This is a genomic window from Nocardioides flavescens (genome assembly GCF_009823805.1).
Taxonomy (GTDB): Bacteria; Actinomycetota; Actinomycetes; order Propionibacteriales; family Nocardioidaceae; genus Nocardioides; species Nocardioides flavescens.
Genome location: NZ_WUEK01000003.1, coordinates 297,580 through 315,275 on the forward strand (window position 1 = coordinate 297,580; position 17,696 = coordinate 315,275).

Consider the following 17,696-nt stretch of genomic DNA (forward strand, 5'->3'; position numbering starts at 1 on the left):
CTGGGGTGACGGGGAGGGAAGATCAGGAGCGGAGGTAGGCCACCATCTGCGGGATCAGGTGGGCGAACCCCTTGTAGGTCGCGAGGTCCTCGGGCAGCTCGTCGAGGATGGTGGCGAGCTGGGCGGCGTACGCCGGGAAGCGGCGGACCTCGGCGAGCGAGGCCATGAAGGTGCGGATGTTGAACGTCACCGCACCGCTCATGGGGAGCCGGACGAAGTGCTCGAGCTCGATGCGCAGCTGGCAGTCGGGGATCGCCGTGCCGGCGGCGAGGGCGGCGTCCATGTCGCCGGCCCAGGCGGGCAGCGCCTCGAGCGAGATGTCGTAGGTCCGGGTGGGAGAGGCCGCGACGTTCCAGTTGACGCGGCGGAAGACCTGGTCGGCCGGCATCCGCAGCAGGAACTGCTCGGCGCGGGCGGTCATGCCCGACCCGGTCATCCGCGGGACGGGGCCGTGGATCTCGTACATGTCCATGCCGACGTCGAAGCTGACCGACCACGCGGCCGCGAAGGTGACCGCCCCCGCGTCGAAGTGCAGCCGACCGTCGCGCTCGCGGACGAGCAGCAGGTCGTCAGGCACCTCGCGGGCCAGCATCTCGAGCGGCCCGCAGGGCAGGGTCTCCTCGCGGCCGAGCGTGAACTCCTGGTCGGTGCCGAGCAGGTCGTTGCGCCAGCGGAACCGGTCGGCGTCCCCGTCGACGCGCTCGTCGAGGTGCATCACCTCGGGGTAGGACAGCGCCAGGTCGCGGAAGTAGTAGAGCAGCAGGTCCCAGCAGGCGAGCTCCATGCCGGGCAGCACCTTGACCCGCGCGGGATCGGCCGCGAGGACGGCGCGGCGCTCGGCCATGATCGTGGGGTACTCCGCCCCGCCGAGGTCGACGAGGTGGCGGCCCCACTCGCCCGCGAGCGTGGGGCGCGGCACCCGCGCCTGGTCGACGTTGACGGAGTAGCGGAACGCCTCGTAGCCGTCGGGGAAAGGCCACGGCAGGCGGGCCATGTGGTCGAGCGGCTGGGCCAGGAAGGCCCGCACCGCCGGGGTGTCGAGCGGGGCGATCGGCGGCACCGGCGCCTCGGTCGTGGTGGTCATCGCGGCTCCTTCCTCACAGGTCAAGCTCGATGTCGCGCCCGCGGGAGACGCAGGCCATGACGTGGGCGCCGCTCTGCCGCTCCTCGGCGGTGAGGACGACGTCGCGGTGGTCGAGGGCGGCGGCGGCCCGGACGGGCAGGCGGCACTCGCCGCAGACGCCCTGCTTGCACAGGTAGCCGACCGGCACGCCGGCGGCGAGCAGCCCCTCGAGCAGACTGGTGCCGCTGGGCACCTCCACGCGCCGCCCGGTCGAGGCGACCGTGGCGGTGAACGGGTCGCCGGGGTCGAGCTCTGGGGCGACGAAGCGCTCGAGGTGGACCCGGCTGGCGGGCCATCCAGCGAGCTCGGCGGCTTCCTCGTAGGCCTCGAGCAGCCCGCTCGGTCCGCAGGCGTAGGCGTGGGTGCCGAAGGGCTGGTCGGCCAGCAGTCCGGTCAGGGAGACGCGGGTCTGCTTGACGTCGGTCGCCTCGACCACGCGCACCCGGGAGCCCGGACGCCCGGCCAGCTCGTGCAGGTCGTCGAGGTGGGCGGCGTGACCGGGCCGGTAGGAGTAGAGCACCGTCGCGCTGCGGCCGGCCCGCACCGCCGCCCGGGCGTGCGAGAGCACCGGGGTGACCCCGATGCCGCCCGCGACCAGGAGTGCGTGCTGCTGGTCGTGGGCGGCCGGGAACATCGACCGTGGCCCCTCCACCTCGAGCTCGCCACCGACCTCCAGGGTGCGGTGCAGCCAGGCCGAGCCGCCGTCGAGGCGCAGCACGCTGATGGCGTAGGTCGCGGGGTTGAAGCCGTCGCCGGTCAGGGAGTAGGCGTTGCGCCGACCCTCGCCGGCCTCGACGACCAGGTGGCTGCCGGGCTGGAACGCCGCGAGCGGGCGGCCCGATGGGTCCGCGAGCTCGACGTGGAGCACGCGGTCGGTGAGCCGCTCGAGCCCGACGACGTGCAACCGGCGGCGGCCGAGCGCGTAGCCGGGGTGCTGGTGGCCGACGTAGGCCTCGGCCCGCTGCACGGGGGCGGTCGAGCTGACGACTGCGCTCACGACGCACCCGCCCTGGCGTCGGAGGCCAGGAACGCGCCCAGCGTGGCGGCGGCGTGCTCGTGCACCTCGAGCACGCGACCGCAGCCGCGGCAGTCGGCCTCGCCGCCTGGCTCGACGACGGCGCGCGTGACGCTCTGGCAGTGCCCGCAGAAGACCGGCAGCTCGCGACGGTCGGTGACGAAGGCGCGCAGCTCGGACTCGTGCGCGCCTCGGGCCCGCAGCAGGGCGAGCGCCTGCATGACGTCGTACTGACCGCCGACGACGAGCACCCGGACCCCGGTGCGCGCCCGGTCGACCAGGCCGAGGAGCGTCGCGCGGTCCTCGGGGTCGTCGACGTCGTCGAGGACACCGAGGGTCGTGGGTGCCTGCGCCGCGGCGACGGCCAGCCAGCTCCGCGCGGTGCTGGCGGCGTCCTCGCCCCCGCCGAGGGCGAGCACGAGGTGGCTCGTGCCCGTCTGGTCGACGGACGGCGGCTCCGTCGGCCAGGCCGGCAGCGAGGGGTGCTGCGGGGGGACGACCTCGGCCGGCGCCCCCGTCACCTCGGCCACGACCGCGCTCACTGCTCGCCCGCCGCGCGCAGCCAGGCCGCGGCGCGGTCGCGGTACTTGATGATGCCCTTGTAGTCGGCCATGTCCTCGGGCAGCTCGGCCAGCACCTCGGCGGCCCGTGACCGCCACGGCTCGACCCGCGCGATCGCCTCGAGGGGCTGCAGGTGGGTGCGGATGAGGAACATGACCGCGCCCGAGTCGGGCAGGCGCACCAGGTGCTGGACCTCGACGCGCAGGTGCACGAGCCGCCCGAAGGTCTCGTCGTCGACGCGCTGCACGAGCTCCCGGTCGGGTCCCCACTCGTGGTACCGCTCGGTCGCCACGTCGAGCCGGCGACCGACGGTGAGGGTCCAGTTGGTGCGGCGGTACGGCGCATGGGGCTGCAGCCGCATGAGGAAGTCGTGGGCGCGGGTGATCACGCCCTCCTCGTGGATGCGCGGCACCGGGCCGTGGATCTCGAGGAAGCTCATGCCGACGTCGAAGCCGAAGCTCCAGTCGGCAGCGAACGTCACGACCCCCGCATCGCCGTACAGCTGCTCGCGCTGGTCGAGCAGGACGACGTCCTCCTGCACCTGCCCGCACACCCAGCGCAGCGGCTCGTCGGGCAGGGACGCGTCGTCGCCGTAGGTGAAGGTGAGGTCGTCACCGGTGAGGTCGTTGCGCCAGTGCCAGCGGCCCTCGCCGCGGGCGCCCACGGGGGTGAGCGAGGCGAGGTGCGGCACGGCGGCGGCGAGCTCGCCGAGCAGGGTCAGGCAGGCGTCCCAGGCCGCGGGCCGCATGTGCGGCAGCACTGCGTGCCGGCTGGGGTCGGCGGCGAGGATGGCCGCGCGCTCGTCGAGCTCGGTGCGGTAGTGCTCGTCGACGGCCACGAGGGGCGTGCCCCAGCGACCGACGGGAGTCGCGACCGGACGCCGGGCGGGCTCGACGTTGGTGCTGTAGCGGTACTGGTCGGCCACGAAGGGGAACGGGAACTGCTCCCACGCGGTCGGCACGGACGCCAGCGCGGTGTCCTCGGGGCTGTCGACGGCGGTCACAGGGCCACCTCCAGGCTGGGGCCGTCGGCGCGGGAGACGCACGGCATGACCACGCGTCCCGAGGCCTTGTCGGGCTCGGACAGGAACAGGTCGCGGTGCAGCGGCCGGCCGCTCACGACCGGCAGCATGCACTCGCCGCACACGCCCTGGCGGCACAGGTTGGGCACGGCCACGCCGTCGGCCTCCAGCGCCTCGAGCAGGCTGGTGCCGCTCGGCACCCGCAGCGTGCGCCCGGTGCGGGCGAGGGTGACGGTGAACGGGTCGCCGGGGTCGAGCGCGTCGGTGCCGAACCGCTCCAGGTGCACCCGGGACCCGGGCCAGCCGGCGTCGGCCGCGGCCGCGAGGACGGCGTCGATCATGGCCCCTGGCCCGCAGACGTAGAGGTGGGTGCCGACCGGCTGCTCGCGGAGCGCGACGCGCAGCCGGGCCAGCAGCTCGTCCGGTCCGTCGACCAGCAGCTCGGCGCTGGGACACAGGTCGAGGACGTCGTCGACGTGGGCGCCGTGGCCCTCGCGGAAGGCGTAGAGGACCTGCACCTCGCGGCCCCAGCGGGCGGCGGCCCGCAGGTGCGAGACGATCGGGGTGACGCCGATGCCGCCGGCGACGAGCAGGTGCTTGCGCGCCCGGGCGACGGGGGCGAAGGCGCTGCGCGGCAGCCGGGCGCGGACGCGGTCGCCGACCGCGAGGGCGTCGTGCACCCACCGGGAACCGCCCGCGCCGTCGGCGACGCGCAGCACCGAGATGGAGTACGCCGTCGGGTCGGTGCCGTCGCTGGTGAGGCTGTAGGCGTTGGTGCGATCGCCCTCCTCGCCCAGGTGCACAACCAGGTGGCTGCCGGGCACGAAGCGGGGCAGCCGGGCGCCGTCGGGCGTGGCCAGGTCGAGCGAGCGCACGCCCGGCACGGAGTCGTCGACGCGGGTGACGACGAGCTCGAGATCGCTCATCGGGGGTCACCTCCTGTCGGGTCGGTCGGATCGGTGGCGGTCTCGGCGTCGGCCTGGAAGCCGAGGAAGCGGCCGTCGCGCCGCGAGACGTGGTGGTAGACGAACAGGCCCCGGTCACAGCTGTCGCAGGCCACGACGTCGCCGACCTCCGCGGTGGCGCGGGTGGTGGCCCCGCAGTGCACGCAGAAGACCTCGAGGCCGGCGGCGGAGGTGGGTGCGACCAGCAGCTCGTCGTCCTCGAGACCGGCCGAGACCAGCTGGCCACGCAGGGCCAGGCAGTCCGCGACCGGTCCGGCCACGGCGACCCGCACCCCGACCCGCGCGGCCTCGAGTGCCGCGTCGAGCGCGGGAGCGACGCCGTCCGCGGACGTGCCGGCGACGAGCTCCGTCGGCACGTCCGCGGGCAGTCCCTCGGCCCACCGGAGCGCGAGGTGGTGGGCCTCCTCGCCGACGGGGACCAGCAGCCACGAGGCGGCGCCGGACGGCAGCGTCGACTCCCTGGGCGGGTCGTGCGCGTCGCGCGCCCACCTCGGGATGCTCGTGGTGCTGAGTGCCGTCATCGGTCCGGACTCAGAGCTCGTCGGCCTTGCGCGTGCCGGCGTAGAAGGCCAGCGCGTGGTCGGGCGTGGAGAAGGCGATGCGCGAGCCGGCCGGGAAGAAGATCGCGTCCTTGGCCTTGGCGACGCTCTGCTGGCCGGTGTCGAGGTTCTCCAGGAGGAACTCACCCTCGAGCACGACCTTCATCTCGTCGTAGGTGTACTCGTAGACGAGCGGGTCGTCCGTGGCCTTGAGCTCGAAGAACCCCGAGCACATCGCGGAGCCCTCGGGGTTCTCGTAGACGTCGGCGATGTAGCCGTCGCCGGTGGAGTCGGTCATCGCCGGCAGGGCCTTCCAGGCCTCGGGGGTGACGCGGAACGGGGCGACCTCGGTCATGGGCTCTCCAAGTCGGTCAAATCATGTGGTGAGACGATGTCTATCGTCAGGAGACAGGCTGGGTGTTTCGGGCGTGTGTCGGTGGGTTGAAAGTCCTGCGACGGGGCTTGCGGACCGCTTGCGGCGTGCGCCCGCGGGCCGTCGTACGCCGCAGGAGAGCCGCAAGCGGCCTCGCGCACTCTTCGTCGTGGCGGCGTCCCACCGGGGGCCGGCGCCGAGAGAAGAGAGTCCGTCGTGAAGATCGTCAGCACCACCCTCGCCGCCACGGCCCTGGTCGCCGCCGCCGGCACCCTCACCGTCCCCGTGGCCGACGCCGCCGCCGGCCGCACCGCCCTCGCGGTCAGCATCACCGACTGCGAGGGCTGCACGGTCCAGCTGCAGCAGGCCGTCCCGCGCGGCGACGGCGTCCGCGTCTGGAGCTCGAAGGCGGTGGCCGTCACCGGCGGCAAGGCCGTGCTCGACGTGCCGAGCCGCCGCACCTGGGGCTCGGTCCTCACGCTGAAGGCGCCCTGGGAGGGCCAGCTCGGCTACGTCACCACGGTCGCCGTGAGGTACGCCGGTCACGTGGTCGGCGAGGAGGTCTCGGCCACCGAGGCCGCCGGCGAACGTCGGGCGACCGGCTGCTGGGCCGGCACCCGTCAGCCCCGCGTCGCCGTCGAGGTCGACGTCGAGCGCACCACGGTCCAGGGTGTCTCGGGTCCGGTCACCGGCACCCGCGCCTGGACCCCCGAGACGCAGGACTGGCAGGGCGCTCTGCGCCGGGCCCCCGGCGGCGTGCTCGGCAGCCAGGACGTGGACGTGTGCCGATGAGCGCGCGTCCCCGCGGCCGGTCGCTGCTGCGCCGCGCGCTGGCCCTCGCCGCGATCAGTGCCGGCCTCGCCGGCGTCCAGCTCGGCACCGCCGGTGCTGCCCACGCCGGCCAGGTCGGCGTGACCGTCTCCATCAGCGGCCGCGGGGCCCTCGCGGTCTCCGACGGGTCGCCCGAGGACGGCGCCGACGGCTACTGCCGCAACAAGGACGCCCAGAAGCTGGGCGACGTCATCACCTGCGACCGGTTCCGCGACTCCGAGGTCTTCGAGGCGTGGGTCTGGCTGCGGCCCTACCCGGGCGACCCGGGCAAGCCCGGCGACTGGACGGTCTACGGCTGGGGCGGCTGCGACGAGATGCGCACGAAGAACGGGGTCGTCGAGTGCGGCGTGCACTCCTCGTCGTTCGGGACGGTCGAGAAGACCCCTAAGGTCTTCTTCCGCGACTCGGTCGCTCCCGCGACCCCGTCGCTGAAGGTCACGACCGACGCGCGGGCCGAGCGCTCCGTGGAGTGGGACATCCGCAGTGGTGACGACGGGCGCAACGTCTGCCGGATCGACGAGCAGCCGCCGTTCGACTGCGGCAGCTTCGGCACCCGCGAGGTCGAGGAGGGCAAGCACACGTTCACCGCGTGGCGCGTGGACTCCTCCTCGAACTACAGCCCGCCGGCGACCTCGACGTTCTGGACCGTCGACACCACCGTCACCTCCGGGCCGAAGGCCCTCGACACCAGCGCGACCGCGACGTTCGGGCTCAGCTCGGGTGCCGCCGAGGGGTTCGCGTGCAGCCTCGACGGCGCGGCGTTCACCACGTGTGCCGGCGGCCGGGTCGCCACCGCGACCCTCGCCGGACTCGCGGAGGGGCCTCACACCGTCAGGTTCCGCGCCGACCGTGACGGCTGGCGTGACCCGATCCCGGCCACCTGGAGCTGGACGGTCGACACCGTCGCGCCGGTCAGCTCGGTCGAGCGCTACACCCAGACCGGTCGACGCATCGTCGTCACGGCCGGCACCGACGACGCCGCCAGCTCCCTCGAGTGCCGGCTGACCGGACCCAGTCGCGACGGTGCCTGGGCCTCGTGCGCACCCGGCTCGGTGGTCTTCGACGACCTCGCCGACGGCACCTACGTCGCCGAGACCCGCGCGACCGACGAGGCCGGCAACGTCGGTCCGGTCGCCCGGGTGTCCGTCGACGTGGACACCACAGCACCGACCGCGGCCATCACGTCCGCCCAGACCGACGGCACCGCGGCGCGCTTCGCGTTCTCGGCGCCCGACGCGACGGCGTACTCCTGCCGGGTCACCACCCTCGGCGTGGTCGGGGAGTGGAAGGTGTGCACGTCGCCGTTCTCGCTCGCCGGGCTCACCCCGGGGGCCCACCGCTTCGAGGTGGTCGCCCGCGACGCCCGCGGCAACGTCCAGGCGGTGCCCACCGTGCACGAGTGGCGGGTGGCCAGCCCCACGCAGGTGCCCGACGGCGTCCAGAGCGGACCCGTGGCCGACACCGTCGCACCGGAGACCGCGCTCACCTCCGGCCCGGCCGAGGGGGCGCTGGTGACCTCGACGAGCGCGACGCTGGTCGCCGCGGCGAGCGAGGTCGGCACCTACGCCTGCACCCTCGACGGCGCGGCCCTGCCCTGCGCCGACGGCCGCCTGTCGCTCACCGGTCTCGGTGCCGGGCGCCACGAGGTGCGCATCGCCGCCGTCGACGCCGCGGGCAACCGCGACGCCTCGCCGGTCGTGCGCAGCTGGAGGGTGCCCATGGGTGTGGCCGCGATGAAGGCCGCCAAGGGGTTCAAGCGCCTCGCCGACGCCACGTCGTGGGCCGGCACCTCCGCCGTCGCCACGCGGCGCGGCGCGACCCTGACCGCCTCCGTCACCGGCGCGACCCAGCTGTCGCTGGTCGCCACGCCCGGCAAGCCGGCCAAGGTCAAGGGCGGCGTGAAGGCGAAGCAGGGCAAGGTCGCGGTCTACGCCGGCACGAAGCGGATCGGCGTCGTCTCGCTGACCCGAGGCTCCGGCGCCACCACCGTGCTGACGCTGAAACCCCTCGCCGCGGCGTACACGGGACCGGTGCGGATCGTCAGCCTCACCGCCCAGCCGGTGCGCATCGACGGCCTCGGCTGGAGCTGACCCGGACCGCCGGCTACTTGAAGTCGATCAGCAGCAGGTCGGTCGACGAGCCGTCGGAGACGGCACCGGCACCGTCAGCGGCGGCGTCGCCCTCGGGGGCGGCGCCGCCGTCGGCGTCGGAGACGGGCGCCGCCGGGGTGACCCGCTCGTGCACCTCGGCGCGGAAGCAGCGTGCGGTGTAGGGCAGCTGCATGCCGTCCATGCCGCGGCCGTACTCGTCGTAGAACGCCACGACCTCGGCCAGCTTGGCCTCCTGCTGCTCGGGCGGCAGTGAGGCGACGTTGGAGCGCGAGCGCACGAGGTCCTGCACGGAGTGGCGGTCGACGACCTGCCAGAAGCGGTGAGCCGACTCCTCGACCTCGCCGAAGAGCCCACTGGCCGCGAGCAGCTCGGCCGGGTCGCCGACGCGGTCGTGGTTGCCGATGAGGGCGCCGAGCCGCTTGACCCACGGGATCCGCTCGTCGCGCTGGTTCCACACCAGCGAGAGGCGACCGCGCGGGCGCAGCACTCGGGCGATCTCCGGCAGCGCCCGGTCGAGGTCGAACCAGTGGAACGCCTGACCCGCCACCACCACGTCGTACGACGCGTCCCCGGACGGGATCTCCTCGGCCGGTGCCTGGGAGACGCGCACGTCGGGCAGGCGGCGGCTGAGCACGGCGAGCATCGCCGGGTCGGGGTCGGTCGCGTGCACGTCGTGGCCGAGCGCGACGAGCTGCTCGGTGAGCTTGCCCGTGCCGGCGCCGAGCTCGAGCACGCGCAGCGGCTGCTCGTGGGTCAGCCAGGCCGCCGCCTCGCGCGGGTAGCTAGGGCGGCCGCGGTCGTAGGCGTCGGCGACGGAGCCGAAGGAACGGGCAGGCTCGGGAGTGCTCATCACCGTCCACGGTAGCCCCGAGATAGCGTTTCGCCGGTGAGCGCAGACCCCTTGTCGTGGCTGATCTCGCTGGAGGGCGTGCCGTCCGCGTTCGCCGCCGCTCGCGACGGCATCGACGTGGTGCTGCGCGACCGCGGCCTGCGGCGGACCTCGCCCGAGAGCACAGGTGAGTCGCTGCTGCGCGGGGCGCACGCCTCGGCCGTGCTGGAGGGTTCGGCGTCGTCGCTGGCCGACGTGCGCGCGGGGGAGGTCGACGCCGTGGCCGCCGACGCCGTACGGGTCTCCACCGCCCTGCTCGGGCTCGCCCCCACGCTGTCGCGCTCGCCCCTGCAGGCGCTCGCCCGCCTGCACACCCTCGCCGCCACCGGGTCCGTCGACGACACCGAGCTCGGTCGCCCTCGCGACGCCGGCGCCGCCGAGCGGCTCCAGGCCCTGGCGCGGCTGCTGTCCGGCGGCACCGAGGTGCCGGCGCTCGTCCTCGCCGCGGTCGTGCACGCCGACCTCGCCACCGCGGCGCCGTTCGCCTCCCACAACGGACTCGTCGCCCGCGCCGCCGAGCGCCTCGTGCTCGTCGCCAAGGGCGTCGACGAGAAGTCGCTGACCGTCCCGGAGGCGGCCCACCTCGCGCTGCGCGCGGAGTACGAGTCCAACCTGCGCGGCTACCGCGACGGCGGTCGCAACGGCGTCCACGCCTGGCTGCTGTACGCCGCCGAGGCGTTCGCCGCCGGAGCCGAGGCGAGCCCGCTGCGCCGCGAGGCGGAGTAGTCGCCGCACCGGTGGTCGAGGAAGGACGAAGTCCTGTCGTCCCCGGTGGTTGCGGAAGGACGAAGTTCTGTCTCGAAACCACCTCTACACCTGCAGTGCCGGGGGCCACGGGAGACCGCAGACCCTCCCCAAGATCCTCCTGATCCGACCCCGTTTCAAGGGGTTGATGTGGCCTGGGAGCGGGCGTACAAAGGAGTCACAACTCCAGACGTACACGGGCAGCCGGTACCCACGCGGCGATCTCCCTTCGAGAAGGGCGCACGCCTCCGGAACAGCTCCGGGGCGGCACTTGTGGATGCACGCCTGGTAGCCGGGCGCACGTGTCAGCGGTGGCACCCGAGGTCCTGCACCTCGGGTGCCACCAGCACGTCCGGGGTCCTCACTGGTCCAGCCGTCAGCGGCGGCGGCGGGCACTGGCCCAGAGCACGCCGCCCACGGCCACCGCGCCGCCGACCGCGAGCGCGGCCAGGGTGGGTACGACCGCGACCCGACTGCGCAGGGTCACCGGCTCGGTGAAGACCAGCACGGGCCAGCCGCGGGCCCGCGCCGTACGCCGCAGCTCGCGGTCGGGGTTGACCGCGAACGGGTGCCCCACCGCCTCTAGCATCGGTACGTCGGTGATCGAGTCGCTGTAGGCGTAGCACCGCTCGAGGTCGTAGCCGCGCTCGGCGGCGAGCTCCTCGATCGCGCGGGCCTTCTCCTCGGCGTAGACGTAGACGTCGATCTCGCCGGTGTAGCGCCCGTCGCGCTCCTGCAGCCGCGTGGCGACGACCAGGTCGGCCCCGAGCATCGCGCCGATCGGCTCGACGACCTCGGTGCCGCTCGCGGAGACGATGACGACGTCGCGCCCGGCGGCGTGGTGCTCCTCGATGAGGCTCACCGCTTCGTCGTAGACCAGGGGGTCGACGACGTTGTGCAGCGTGTCGGCGACGATGTCGCGCACGGTGGCGACGTCCCAGCCCGCCACGAGCTGCGACATGAACAGCCGCATCTTCTCCATCTGGTCGTGGTCGGCACCGCCCACGAGGTAGACGAACTGGGCGTAGGCCGTGCGCAGGACCGCGCGCCGGTTGATGAGGCCGCCGGCCTGGAACGGCCGGCTGAAGGCGAGGGTGCTCGACTTGGCGATGATCGTCTTGTCGAGGTCGAAGAAGGCCGCCGTGCGGAGCGACGGGTCGGCCATGGCTTCATCGTATTGACCGCGAGGCGTCCACAGGGCGCCTTGGTGGGACCGTCCTCCACAGGTCGCGTCGCAGCTCGCCCGGACGGAGGCCGCCGCGGCCATGGTGGACGGCATGGATCCCGCCCTCGCGCTGACCTCCGACCCCCTCCTCGCCGACGAGCTCGGCCGCCTCGCCGCCGCGGCCGGGGTGCCGCTGCGGCTCGTCGCCGACGGTTTCGCCGGCGGCGCGGCCGATCGAACGCTGGCCGCCTGGTCGAGCGCGCCGCTGGTGCTGGTGGGTGCGGACCGTGCGGCGGAGCTCGCCGCGCTCGCGCCCGCGCGGCGACCGGGCGTGCTGGTCGTGTGCTGGTCTCCGCCGCCCGACGGGGCGTTCCGCGACGCACTGCTCCTCGGCGCCGAGCGGGTCCTCGAGCTGCCGGCGGCGGCGCCTTGGGTCACCGAGGCGCTGATCGACCTCGGCGAGGCGGGCCGTGGCGACGGCGCGCTGCTCGGGGTGCTCGGCGGCTCGGGCGGCGCTGGGGCGACCACCCTGGCCTGCGCGCTCGCCCAGGTCGCGGCGGAGCGCGGGCCGACCCTGCTCGTCGACCTCGACCCGCTGGGGCCGGGGTGCGAGCGGATGCTGGCCCTCGACGCGCAGCCCGGCGTGCGGTGGGACTCGCTCGGCCGCGCCTCGGGGCGGCTCTCCGCGCGCTCGCTGCGCGAGGCCGTGCCGCGCGGTGACGGTCCGGGGGTCCTCGGCTTCACCGCGCATCCCCTGCCGCTCGAGGCCTCCGCGGTGCGCGAGGCGCTCTCGGCCGCGCGGCGCGGCCACGACACCGTCGTCGTCGACCTCCCCCGTGCCGGCGGCACCGAGGAGACGCTCGCCCGCTGCGACCTCGTGGTGCTCGTCGTCGTGCCGTCGTACGCCGGCGTCACCGCGGCGGCCCGCCGACTGGCCGCGGTGGCCGACCCGTCGCGCGTCGGTCTGGTCGTGCGGGGGAGGGGTGCCGACCCGGCACGCGTCGCCGACCTCGTCGGGGCGCCGGCCCTGGCGGTCATGCCCGACCAGCGCGGTCTCGACGAGGCGCTCGACCTCGGTCTGGGTCCGGTGCGCTCGCGCCGCTCGCCCCTCGCGCGCGCGGCCCGGGCCGTCCTCGCCGCCGCCACCGACCCCGGGGCGGTGGCGGCGTGAGCGTCGCCGAGCTCGAGCCGGGGCTGCTCGACCGGGTGCGGGCCCGACTGGCCGACCGGCCCGGCGAGCTCACCCCGCACCGCGTCGCCGAGGCGCTGCGCGAGGCCGGGCGACCCGTGGGGGACGCCACGGTCCTGAGCGTCTACGAGTCGCTGCGGCGCGACGTCGTCGGCGCAGGGCCGCTGGAGCCGCTGCTGCGGCTGCCCGGGGTCACCGACGTGCTCGTCAACGGCCCCGACCACGTCTACGTCGACCGCGGCGAGGGCCTCGAGCCGACCTCGGTGCGCTTCCCCGACGATGCGGCGGTGCGCCGGCTGGCCCAGCGGCTGGCGGCGCTCGCCGGGCGGCGGCTCGACGACGCGGCGCCCTTCGCCGACCTGCGGCTGCCGGACGGGTCGCGCTTCCACGCGGTCCTGGCTCCGGTGGCGCGACCCGGCACCACCATCTCGTTGCGCGTCCCGGCGGCGCGGGCGCTGCGGCTCGACGACCTCGTCGCCGCCGGGTCGCTGAGCGGCCCGGGCGCCGAGCTGCTCCGGGCGCTCGTCGCCTCGCGGGCGGCCTTCCTGGTCAGCGGCGGCACCGGCGGCGGCAAGACGACGCTCCTCGCGGCGCTGCTCTCGATCGTCGAGCCGGCCGAGCGGCTCGTGCTCGTGGAGGACGCCTCCGAGCTGCGCCCCGACCATCCACACGTCGTGGGGCTCGAGGGTCGGCCGGCCAACGTCGAGGGAGCCGGGGCGATCGACCTGCGGGTGCTCGTCCGCCAGGCGCTGCGGATGCGACCGGACCGTCTTGTCGTCGGTGAGGTGCGCGGCGGGGAGGTGGTGGAGCTCCTGGCCGCGCTCAACACCGGCCACGAGGGCGGCTGCGGCACGATCCACGCCAACTCCGCGAGTGCCGTACCCGCGCGCGTGGAGGCCCTCGCCCTCGCCGCGGGGCTCGACCGCGCGGCCGTGCACAGCCAGCTCGCCTCGGGTCTCGCCGTGGTCCTGCACGTCGCGCGCGGGCGCGACGGCGTGCGGCGGCTCGCCGAGGTCGGCGTGCTCGACCGCGGGACGGACGGCCTCGTCACGGTGGTGCCGGCGGTCACCGCCGGGGCCGACGGCGGACTGCACGAGGGGCCAGGTGCCGGGGCGCTCGCCGAGGTGCTGGCCCGGTGACCCTCCTCGCCGCGCTGGCCACGGCCGCCGCGGTGGCGCTGCTCCTCCCGGGGCCGCCCGCGCTGCCCCGGCCGCGCCGGACGGACCACGCCACCTCGACGAGGCGTCCGCTCCTGCTCGCCGGTGCGGCGCTCGCGGCCGTGGTGATCGGGCTGCCCCCGGGGTGGCTGGTGCCGGCGGTGGTGGTGCTCGCGGCCGGAGTGGGCGGGTGGCGGCTGTGGGGTCGGCGCGGGCAGCGACGGGCGGCCGAGGCCACCGGTCGCCGGGTGCTCGAGACGTGCGAACAGCTCGGGGCCGAGCTGAGCGCGGGGCAGCCCCCGGGGGCCGCGCTCGCGCGGGCGGCGACCGACTGGCCCGACCTCGCCCCGGTGGCGGAGTCGTTCCGGGTCGGGGCCGACGTGCCCGCGGCCCTGCGCGCGGTGTCGCTCCGCCCCGGTGCGAGCGACCTGCGGCTGCTCGCGGCAGCGTGGCACGTCGCGCACCGCACCGGTCAGGGGCTCGCCGACGCGGTGGACCGGGTGGCTCGCGACCTGGTCGCCAGCCGGGCGACCCAGCGCCTGGTCGACGGCGAGCTGGCCTCGGCCCGCGCGACCGCGAGGTTGGTCGCCGCACTGCCCGTGGCGGCTCTGGCCATGGGTTCCGGCGTCGGCGGGGACCCGCTCGGCTTCCTGATCGCGACCCCGGCGGGTTGGCTCTGTCTCGCCGCCGGCCTCACCTGCGGGCTCGGCGGCCTGTGGTGGATCGAGGCGCTCGCGCGCGACGTGGACGGTGCCCGGTGACGCCGACGGTGGTGGTCGTCGCGCTGGCGGCCGCCTCCGCCGTGGCCCTGGCCCTGCCCCCGCCGACGGGCCGGTTGCCCGCACCCGCCGCCACGGCCCAGGCGGCCCGGGACGCGGGGGCGGACGCCGACTGGCTGCGCCGGTGGCGGCCGGTCTGGTCGCTGCTGGCCGGGGCGGCCGTCTGGGCGTTCCTCGGTGGTGCGGTCGGTGCCCTCGCTGCGCCGTTGGCCGCCGTCGGCACCTGGGTCGTGATCGAGCGGGCCGAGCCGGCCTCCATGCGCCGCGAGCGCGAGGCGGCCGTGCGGGAGCTGCCACACGTCGTCGGTCTGCTCGCCGACGCTCTGCGCTCTGGACGGTCCCCGACGGAGGCGCTGGCCGTGGTGGCCGACGCCCTGCCCGGGCCGGCATCAGTGCGGCTGGCCGAGGTGGTGCCGCGGCTGCGTCTCGGTCTCGACCCGGCCCAGGTCTGGGCCGAGCTCGCCACCGACCCCGCCCTCGGCCCGCTCGGCCGAGCACTGGCGCGGGCCCAGCGCACCGGCGCGCCCGTGGTCGCGACCGTCGAGCGCCTCGCCGATGACCTCGCCCGCGGAGCCCGCGCCGACGTCGAGGACCGGGCCCGTGCGGTCGGCGTGAAGGCAGCCGTGCCGCTCGGGCTCTGCCTCCTGCCGGCGTTCGTCCTGATCGGGATCGTGCCCGTCGTCGCCGGGCTGCTCACCGAGCTCGGTCTGTGAGGCTCAGTCGACGTGGACGAACGCCCGCCGGTTGGAGCGCGCGTAGCCGCGCCGGCCGAGCTTCAGCAGGACGCGCACCGGGAGCGGAGCGCCGCCGAGCAGTCGCGCCAGCACCTCGTCGGGCATCCCCTCGGCGGCCCACGCGAGCAGGAACATCATCTGCTTGGGGGTGCCGGAGGCTCGCAGGGCGGTCTTCTCGAGGTGGGCCCACTCCTCCGCGCTGATCCGCTCCTGGATGACGGGGATCGCGGCCCGCTCCTCGTGGGCGAGGTGCTGGTCGAGCAGCTCGGTGAGGCCCGCGAAGGCCCTGGCGAGACTGTCGCGGTGCTCGGTCTGAGGCCGGGTGGACGTCAGGTCGGCCAGCGACTGCTCGACCTGGGCGAGCAGGGGGTCGATGGCGGAGTGCTCGGCCTCCATGTCGGTCAGCACTGCGTGCGCCTCGTGGTCGCCCGCGGCGTCGACGCGCTCGAGCAGCAGCGGCCAGATCGCCTCGTCCTCCTTCGTGTGGTGGTGGTGCAGCTCGCGGGCGAAGTCGTCCCAGCGCCGCCGCAGCGCCGACCAGGTGGCGGCGTCGTCGAGCGGGGTCGACCGCGCCGCCGCGGTGAAGCGAGGCAGGTCGCGCCGGAAGGCGTGGTGCATCACGAACATCCCCGTCATGTCGCACGGGCCGTCGGGTGCGGCGGCCTGGCCGGGGAGTCGGATCTGGGTGAGTCGGTCGTCGGTCTGGGTGCTCATGCTGCCGACGCTAGGAACCAGCTCTTGCGGTCGCCTTGCGGCTGAGTTCGGGCCGGGTTCCGGCCGGGTTCTGGTCCCTCAGTCGTCCACAGACGGGCGCGACGAGGGGGCTCTCCACAGCCTCACCCGGACGCGCCCCACGCGGATGCCGGGAGCGGCAGCCTCGGAACCCGGTGGCCGCATCCCGCGGCCCGTCACGAGGAGTTCCTCATGTCCCTCTCCACCGTCATCGCCACGCGCTCGGCCGCCCGCTCCACCGACGAGCGCGGCATCACGACCGCCGAGTACGCCGTCGGCACGGCCGCGGGCGCCGGTCTGGCCGGTCTGCTCTACAAGCTGCTGACCGGCGGCTTCGGCGACAAGCTGCTCAAGCTGCTCTACGACCACGTGCTCGGCCTGCTCGGGATCGGCTGAGCCGATGCCGGGGTCGGTGCTGGGGCACGGGCGGCGCGGCGGACCTCGCGGCGAGCGCGGGGCGGCCACGGCGGAGCTGGCCATGGTGCTGCCGCTGCTGGTCGCGGTCGCGATGGGTCTCGTCTGGCTGCTCGTCGTCGGCGCCGCCCAGGTGCGGGTGGTCGACGCGGCGCGCGAGACCGCCCGCGCCGTGGCCCGCGGTGACGACGAGGGCGCCGCCGTCGCCCGCGGGCTCGAGGTGGCGCCGGAGGGCAGCAGCGTCAGCGTCGGTCGCAGCGACGGGAAGGTCCGCGTCGTGGTGACCGGCCGGGTCGCCGGGCCGGGTGGGCTCTTCGCCCACCTCCCGGCGCCCCGCCTGCGCGCCGAGGCGGTCGCACTCGACGAGGCGGTGCCGCCGTGAGCCGGCGTCCTGACCGGGCTGAGCGAGGGTCGGCGACGCTGGCCGCGTCGGGGGTGCTGGGCCTGCTTCTCGTGCTGGGGGCCGCGCTCGGCGTGGTCGGCGCGATGGTCCACGCCCACCGCGTGGCCCAGTCGGCCGCCGACCTCGCCGCCCTCGCCGGGGCTCACGCTGGTGGCGTGGCCGGCGCAGACCCGTGCGGTGCGGCCACCGACGTCGCGGCGGCCAACGGCGCCCGGCTCGTGTCGTGCGTGGCGGCGCCGTCGGGTGCCGGCACGGACGTGCGGGTGCGGGTGGAGGTCGACGGGCCGCGGTTGCTGGGTCAGACCCACGACCTGCGGGCCGAGGCCCGCGCTGGACCCGCTGGGTGACCACGTGCGCCCGTGGATCACGCCCCTCCCCGAGCCTGGACGGGATACTGGGAGTTCTGTACCGTTCAGTACGTTATGTATTGATCAGTACATTCGAGAGTCGAGCGGGGGAGCCCGCTCGGGAGGAGTCCGCCGTGTCCCGTCCGCCCCTGCCGCCGTTCACCGAGGCCAGCGCGACCACCAAGGTCCGCGCCGCCGAGGACGCGTGGAACACCCGCGACCCCGAGCGCATCTCGCTCGCCTACAGCGAGGACAGCCGGTGGCGCAACCGGTCGACCTTCCTGCAGGGCCGTGTCGCGATCGTCGACTTCCTCGTCGGCAAGTGGGACCGCGAGCTCGACTACCGGCTGATCAAGGAGCTGTGGGCCTTCACGGGCGACGTCATCGCCGTCCGCTTCGCCTATGAGTACCGTGACGTCTCTGGTCAGTGGTTCCGCGCCTACGGCAACGAGAACTGGCGCTTCGACGAGGACGGCCTGATGACCCATCGCCACGCCAGCATCAACGACGTCGTCATCCAGGAGTCGGAGCGCCTGTTCACCTGGGACGACTCCGGGGCCCGACCCGCCGACCACCCCGGTCTGAGCGAGCTCGGGCTCTAGGG

At 75.1% G+C, this 17,696-nt stretch carries 21 protein-coding genes; 11 read left to right on the forward strand and 10 right to left on the reverse strand.

Annotated features, from left to right (window positions below):
* Window positions 1-22: 22 nt before the first annotated feature.
* The 7 genes from GRQ65_RS06570 to GRQ65_RS06595 are packed head-to-tail and all read right to left on the reverse strand — an operon-like array spanning window position 23 to window position 5,579.
* Entirely contained in the window at window positions 23-1,084 is a 1,062-nt protein-coding gene (locus GRQ65_RS06570; protein WP_160876377.1) for a heme-dependent oxidative N-demethylase family protein, read from the reverse strand.
* Between the two features lie 13 nt (window positions 1,085-1,097).
* Window positions 1,098-2,120 carry a 2Fe-2S iron-sulfur cluster-binding protein gene (locus tag GRQ65_RS23870; RefSeq protein WP_202387676.1) on the reverse strand — a complete coding sequence of 341 codons (1,023 nt, stop codon included), beginning with the start codon at window positions 2,118-2,120 and terminating at the stop codon, window positions 1,098-1,100.
* The gene (locus tag GRQ65_RS23875; RefSeq protein WP_202387677.1) at window positions 2,117-2,680 is read right to left on the reverse strand and encodes a dimethylamine monooxygenase subunit DmmA family protein; all 564 of its coding nucleotides are present in this window, start codon (window positions 2,678-2,680) and stop codon (window positions 2,117-2,119) included. The genes GRQ65_RS23870 and GRQ65_RS23875 overlap by 4 nt, the downstream gene beginning before the upstream one ends.
* A complete protein-coding gene (locus GRQ65_RS22120; RefSeq protein WP_337191537.1) occupies window positions 2,677-3,702 on the reverse strand; it encodes a heme-dependent oxidative N-demethylase family protein in 1,026 nt (341 codons plus the stop codon). The genes GRQ65_RS23875 and GRQ65_RS22120 overlap by 4 nt, the downstream gene beginning before the upstream one ends.
* Entirely contained in the window at window positions 3,699-4,646 is a 948-nt protein-coding gene (locus GRQ65_RS06585; RefSeq protein WP_160876379.1) for a PDR/VanB family oxidoreductase, read from the reverse strand. The genes GRQ65_RS22120 and GRQ65_RS06585 overlap by 4 nt, the downstream gene beginning before the upstream one ends.
* Window positions 4,643-5,206, reverse strand: a complete 564-nt coding sequence (locus GRQ65_RS06590) for a dimethylamine monooxygenase subunit DmmA family protein (RefSeq protein WP_160876381.1) — start codon at window positions 5,204-5,206, stop codon at window positions 4,643-4,645. The genes GRQ65_RS06585 and GRQ65_RS06590 overlap by 4 nt, the downstream gene beginning before the upstream one ends.
* A gap of 10 nt (window positions 5,207-5,216) precedes the next feature.
* Window positions 5,217-5,579 carry a cupin domain-containing protein gene (locus GRQ65_RS06595; RefSeq protein WP_160876383.1) on the reverse strand — a complete coding sequence of 121 codons (363 nt, stop codon included), beginning with the start codon at window positions 5,577-5,579 and terminating at the stop codon, window positions 5,217-5,219.
* Window positions 5,580-5,813: 234 nt separating this feature from the next.
* On the opposite strand from GRQ65_RS06595, the gene GRQ65_RS06600 reads away from it, so the two are divergent.
* Complete coding sequence (locus GRQ65_RS06600; RefSeq protein ID WP_160876385.1) at window positions 5,814-6,389, forward strand: hypothetical protein; 576 nt, start codon at window positions 5,814-5,816, stop codon at window positions 6,387-6,389.
* Entirely contained in the window at window positions 6,386-8,518 is a 2,133-nt protein-coding gene (locus GRQ65_RS06605; protein WP_160876387.1) for an Ig-like domain-containing protein, read from the forward strand. Before GRQ65_RS06600 ends, GRQ65_RS06605 begins: the two co-directional genes overlap by 4 nt.
* A 13-nt stretch (window positions 8,519-8,531) precedes the next feature.
* Here GRQ65_RS06605 and GRQ65_RS06610 read toward each other — a convergent pair whose 3' ends face one another.
* Entirely contained in the window at window positions 8,532-9,389 is an 858-nt protein-coding gene (locus tag GRQ65_RS06610) for a class I SAM-dependent methyltransferase (RefSeq protein WP_160876389.1), read from the reverse strand.
* A 36-nt stretch (window positions 9,390-9,425) separates the two neighbouring features.
* Between GRQ65_RS06610 and GRQ65_RS06615 the strand changes: the two genes are divergently transcribed.
* Window positions 9,426-10,154, forward strand: coding sequence for a Fic family protein (locus tag GRQ65_RS06615; protein ID WP_160876391.1), 729 nt, complete (start codon window positions 9,426-9,428; stop codon window positions 10,152-10,154).
* A gap of 394 nt (window positions 10,155-10,548) precedes the next feature.
* Here the strand turns inward: GRQ65_RS06615 and GRQ65_RS06620 are convergent, their stop codons facing one another.
* Window positions 10,549-11,337, reverse strand: a complete 789-nt coding sequence (locus GRQ65_RS06620) for an HAD family hydrolase (protein ID WP_160876393.1) — start codon at window positions 11,335-11,337, stop codon at window positions 10,549-10,551.
* Between the two features lie 112 nt (window positions 11,338-11,449).
* On the opposite strand from GRQ65_RS06620, the gene ssd reads away from it, so the two are divergent.
* Genes ssd through GRQ65_RS06635 form a run of 4 tightly spaced genes read left to right on the forward strand, consistent with a single transcriptional unit; the run spans window position 11,450 to window position 15,175 of the window.
* Window positions 11,450-12,508 (forward strand): septum site-determining protein Ssd, encoded by a 1,059-nt coding sequence (gene ssd, locus GRQ65_RS22125; RefSeq protein WP_202387678.1) that lies wholly within the window; start codon window positions 11,450-11,452, stop codon window positions 12,506-12,508.
* A complete protein-coding gene (locus GRQ65_RS06625) occupies window positions 12,505-13,665 on the forward strand; it encodes a TadA family conjugal transfer-associated ATPase (protein WP_337191538.1) in 1,161 nt (386 codons plus the stop codon). Before ssd ends, GRQ65_RS06625 begins: the two co-directional genes overlap by 4 nt.
* Window positions 13,662-14,444 carry a type II secretion system F family protein gene (locus GRQ65_RS22600; RefSeq protein ID WP_160876395.1) on the forward strand — a complete coding sequence of 261 codons (783 nt, stop codon included), beginning with the start codon at window positions 13,662-13,664 and terminating at the stop codon, window positions 14,442-14,444. Before GRQ65_RS06625 ends, GRQ65_RS22600 begins: the two co-directional genes overlap by 4 nt.
* On the forward strand, window positions 14,441-15,175 hold the full coding sequence (locus GRQ65_RS06635; RefSeq protein ID WP_337191539.1) for a type II secretion system F family protein: 735 nt from the start codon (window positions 14,441-14,443) through the stop codon (window positions 15,173-15,175). Before GRQ65_RS22600 ends, GRQ65_RS06635 begins: the two co-directional genes overlap by 4 nt.
* A gap of 3 nt (window positions 15,176-15,178) precedes the next feature.
* Here GRQ65_RS06635 and GRQ65_RS06640 read toward each other — a convergent pair whose 3' ends face one another.
* Window positions 15,179-15,910 carry a hemerythrin domain-containing protein gene (locus GRQ65_RS06640; protein ID WP_160876397.1) on the reverse strand — a complete coding sequence of 244 codons (732 nt, stop codon included), beginning with the start codon at window positions 15,908-15,910 and terminating at the stop codon, window positions 15,179-15,181.
* A gap of 210 nt (window positions 15,911-16,120) precedes the next feature.
* Here GRQ65_RS06640 and GRQ65_RS06645 point away from each other — a divergent pair, with 210 nt between their 5' ends.
* The 4 genes from GRQ65_RS06645 to GRQ65_RS06660 all read left to right on the forward strand — a co-directional run bounded on the left by GRQ65_RS06645 (window position 16,121) and on the right by GRQ65_RS06660 (window position 17,694).
* Complete coding sequence (locus GRQ65_RS06645) at window positions 16,121-16,324, forward strand: DUF4244 domain-containing protein (protein WP_202387679.1); 204 nt, start codon at window positions 16,121-16,123, stop codon at window positions 16,322-16,324.
* Between the two features lie 4 nt (window positions 16,325-16,328).
* On the forward strand, window positions 16,329-16,724 hold the full coding sequence (locus tag GRQ65_RS06650) for a TadE family protein (RefSeq protein ID WP_160876399.1): 396 nt from the start codon (window positions 16,329-16,331) through the stop codon (window positions 16,722-16,724).
* Entirely contained in the window at window positions 16,721-17,092 is a 372-nt protein-coding gene (locus tag GRQ65_RS06655; RefSeq protein WP_160876401.1) for an Rv3654c family TadE-like protein, read from the forward strand. Before GRQ65_RS06650 ends, GRQ65_RS06655 begins: the two co-directional genes overlap by 4 nt.
* A 134-nt stretch (window positions 17,093-17,226) precedes the next feature.
* Window positions 17,227-17,694 carry a DUF1348 family protein gene (locus GRQ65_RS06660; protein ID WP_160876403.1) on the forward strand — a complete coding sequence of 156 codons (468 nt, stop codon included), beginning with the start codon at window positions 17,227-17,229 and terminating at the stop codon, window positions 17,692-17,694.
* Window positions 17,695-17,696: the final 2 nt, after the last annotated feature.

What these genes read in the sequence shown, in the direction of transcription:
- GRQ65_RS06570 (WP_160876377.1), bottom strand. Translation starts at nt 1,084, where the DNA reads ATGACCACCACGACCGAGGCGCCGGTGCCGCCGATCGCCCCGCTCGAC.
- GRQ65_RS06585 (WP_160876379.1), bottom strand. Translation starts at nt 4,646, where the DNA reads ATGAGCGATCTCGAGCTCGTCGTCACCCGCGTCGACGACTCCGTGCCG.
- GRQ65_RS06590 (WP_160876381.1), bottom strand. Translation starts at nt 5,206, where the DNA reads ATGACGGCACTCAGCACCACGAGCATCCCGAGGTGGGCGCGCGACGCG.
- GRQ65_RS06595 (WP_160876383.1), bottom strand. Translation starts at nt 5,579, where the DNA reads ATGACCGAGGTCGCCCCGTTCCGCGTCACCCCCGAGGCCTGGAAGGCC.
- GRQ65_RS06605 (WP_160876387.1), top strand. Translation starts at nt 6,386, where the DNA reads ATGAGCGCGCGTCCCCGCGGCCGGTCGCTGCTGCGCCGCGCGCTGGCC.
- GRQ65_RS06610 (WP_160876389.1), bottom strand. Translation starts at nt 9,389, where the DNA reads ATGAGCACTCCCGAGCCTGCCCGTTCCTTCGGCTCCGTCGCCGACGCC.
- GRQ65_RS06620 (WP_160876393.1), bottom strand. Translation starts at nt 11,337, where the DNA reads ATGGCCGACCCGTCGCTCCGCACGGCGGCCTTCTTCGACCTCGACAAG.
- ssd (WP_202387678.1), top strand. Translation starts at nt 11,450, where the DNA reads ATGGATCCCGCCCTCGCGCTGACCTCCGACCCCCTCCTCGCCGACGAG.
- GRQ65_RS06640 (WP_160876397.1), bottom strand. Translation starts at nt 15,910, where the DNA reads ATGAGCACCCAGACCGACGACCGACTCACCCAGATCCGACTCCCCGGC.
- GRQ65_RS06645 (WP_202387679.1), top strand. Translation starts at nt 16,121, where the DNA reads ATGTCCCTCTCCACCGTCATCGCCACGCGCTCGGCCGCCCGCTCCACC.
- GRQ65_RS06650 (WP_160876399.1), top strand. Translation starts at nt 16,329, where the DNA reads ATGCCGGGGTCGGTGCTGGGGCACGGGCGGCGCGGCGGACCTCGCGGC.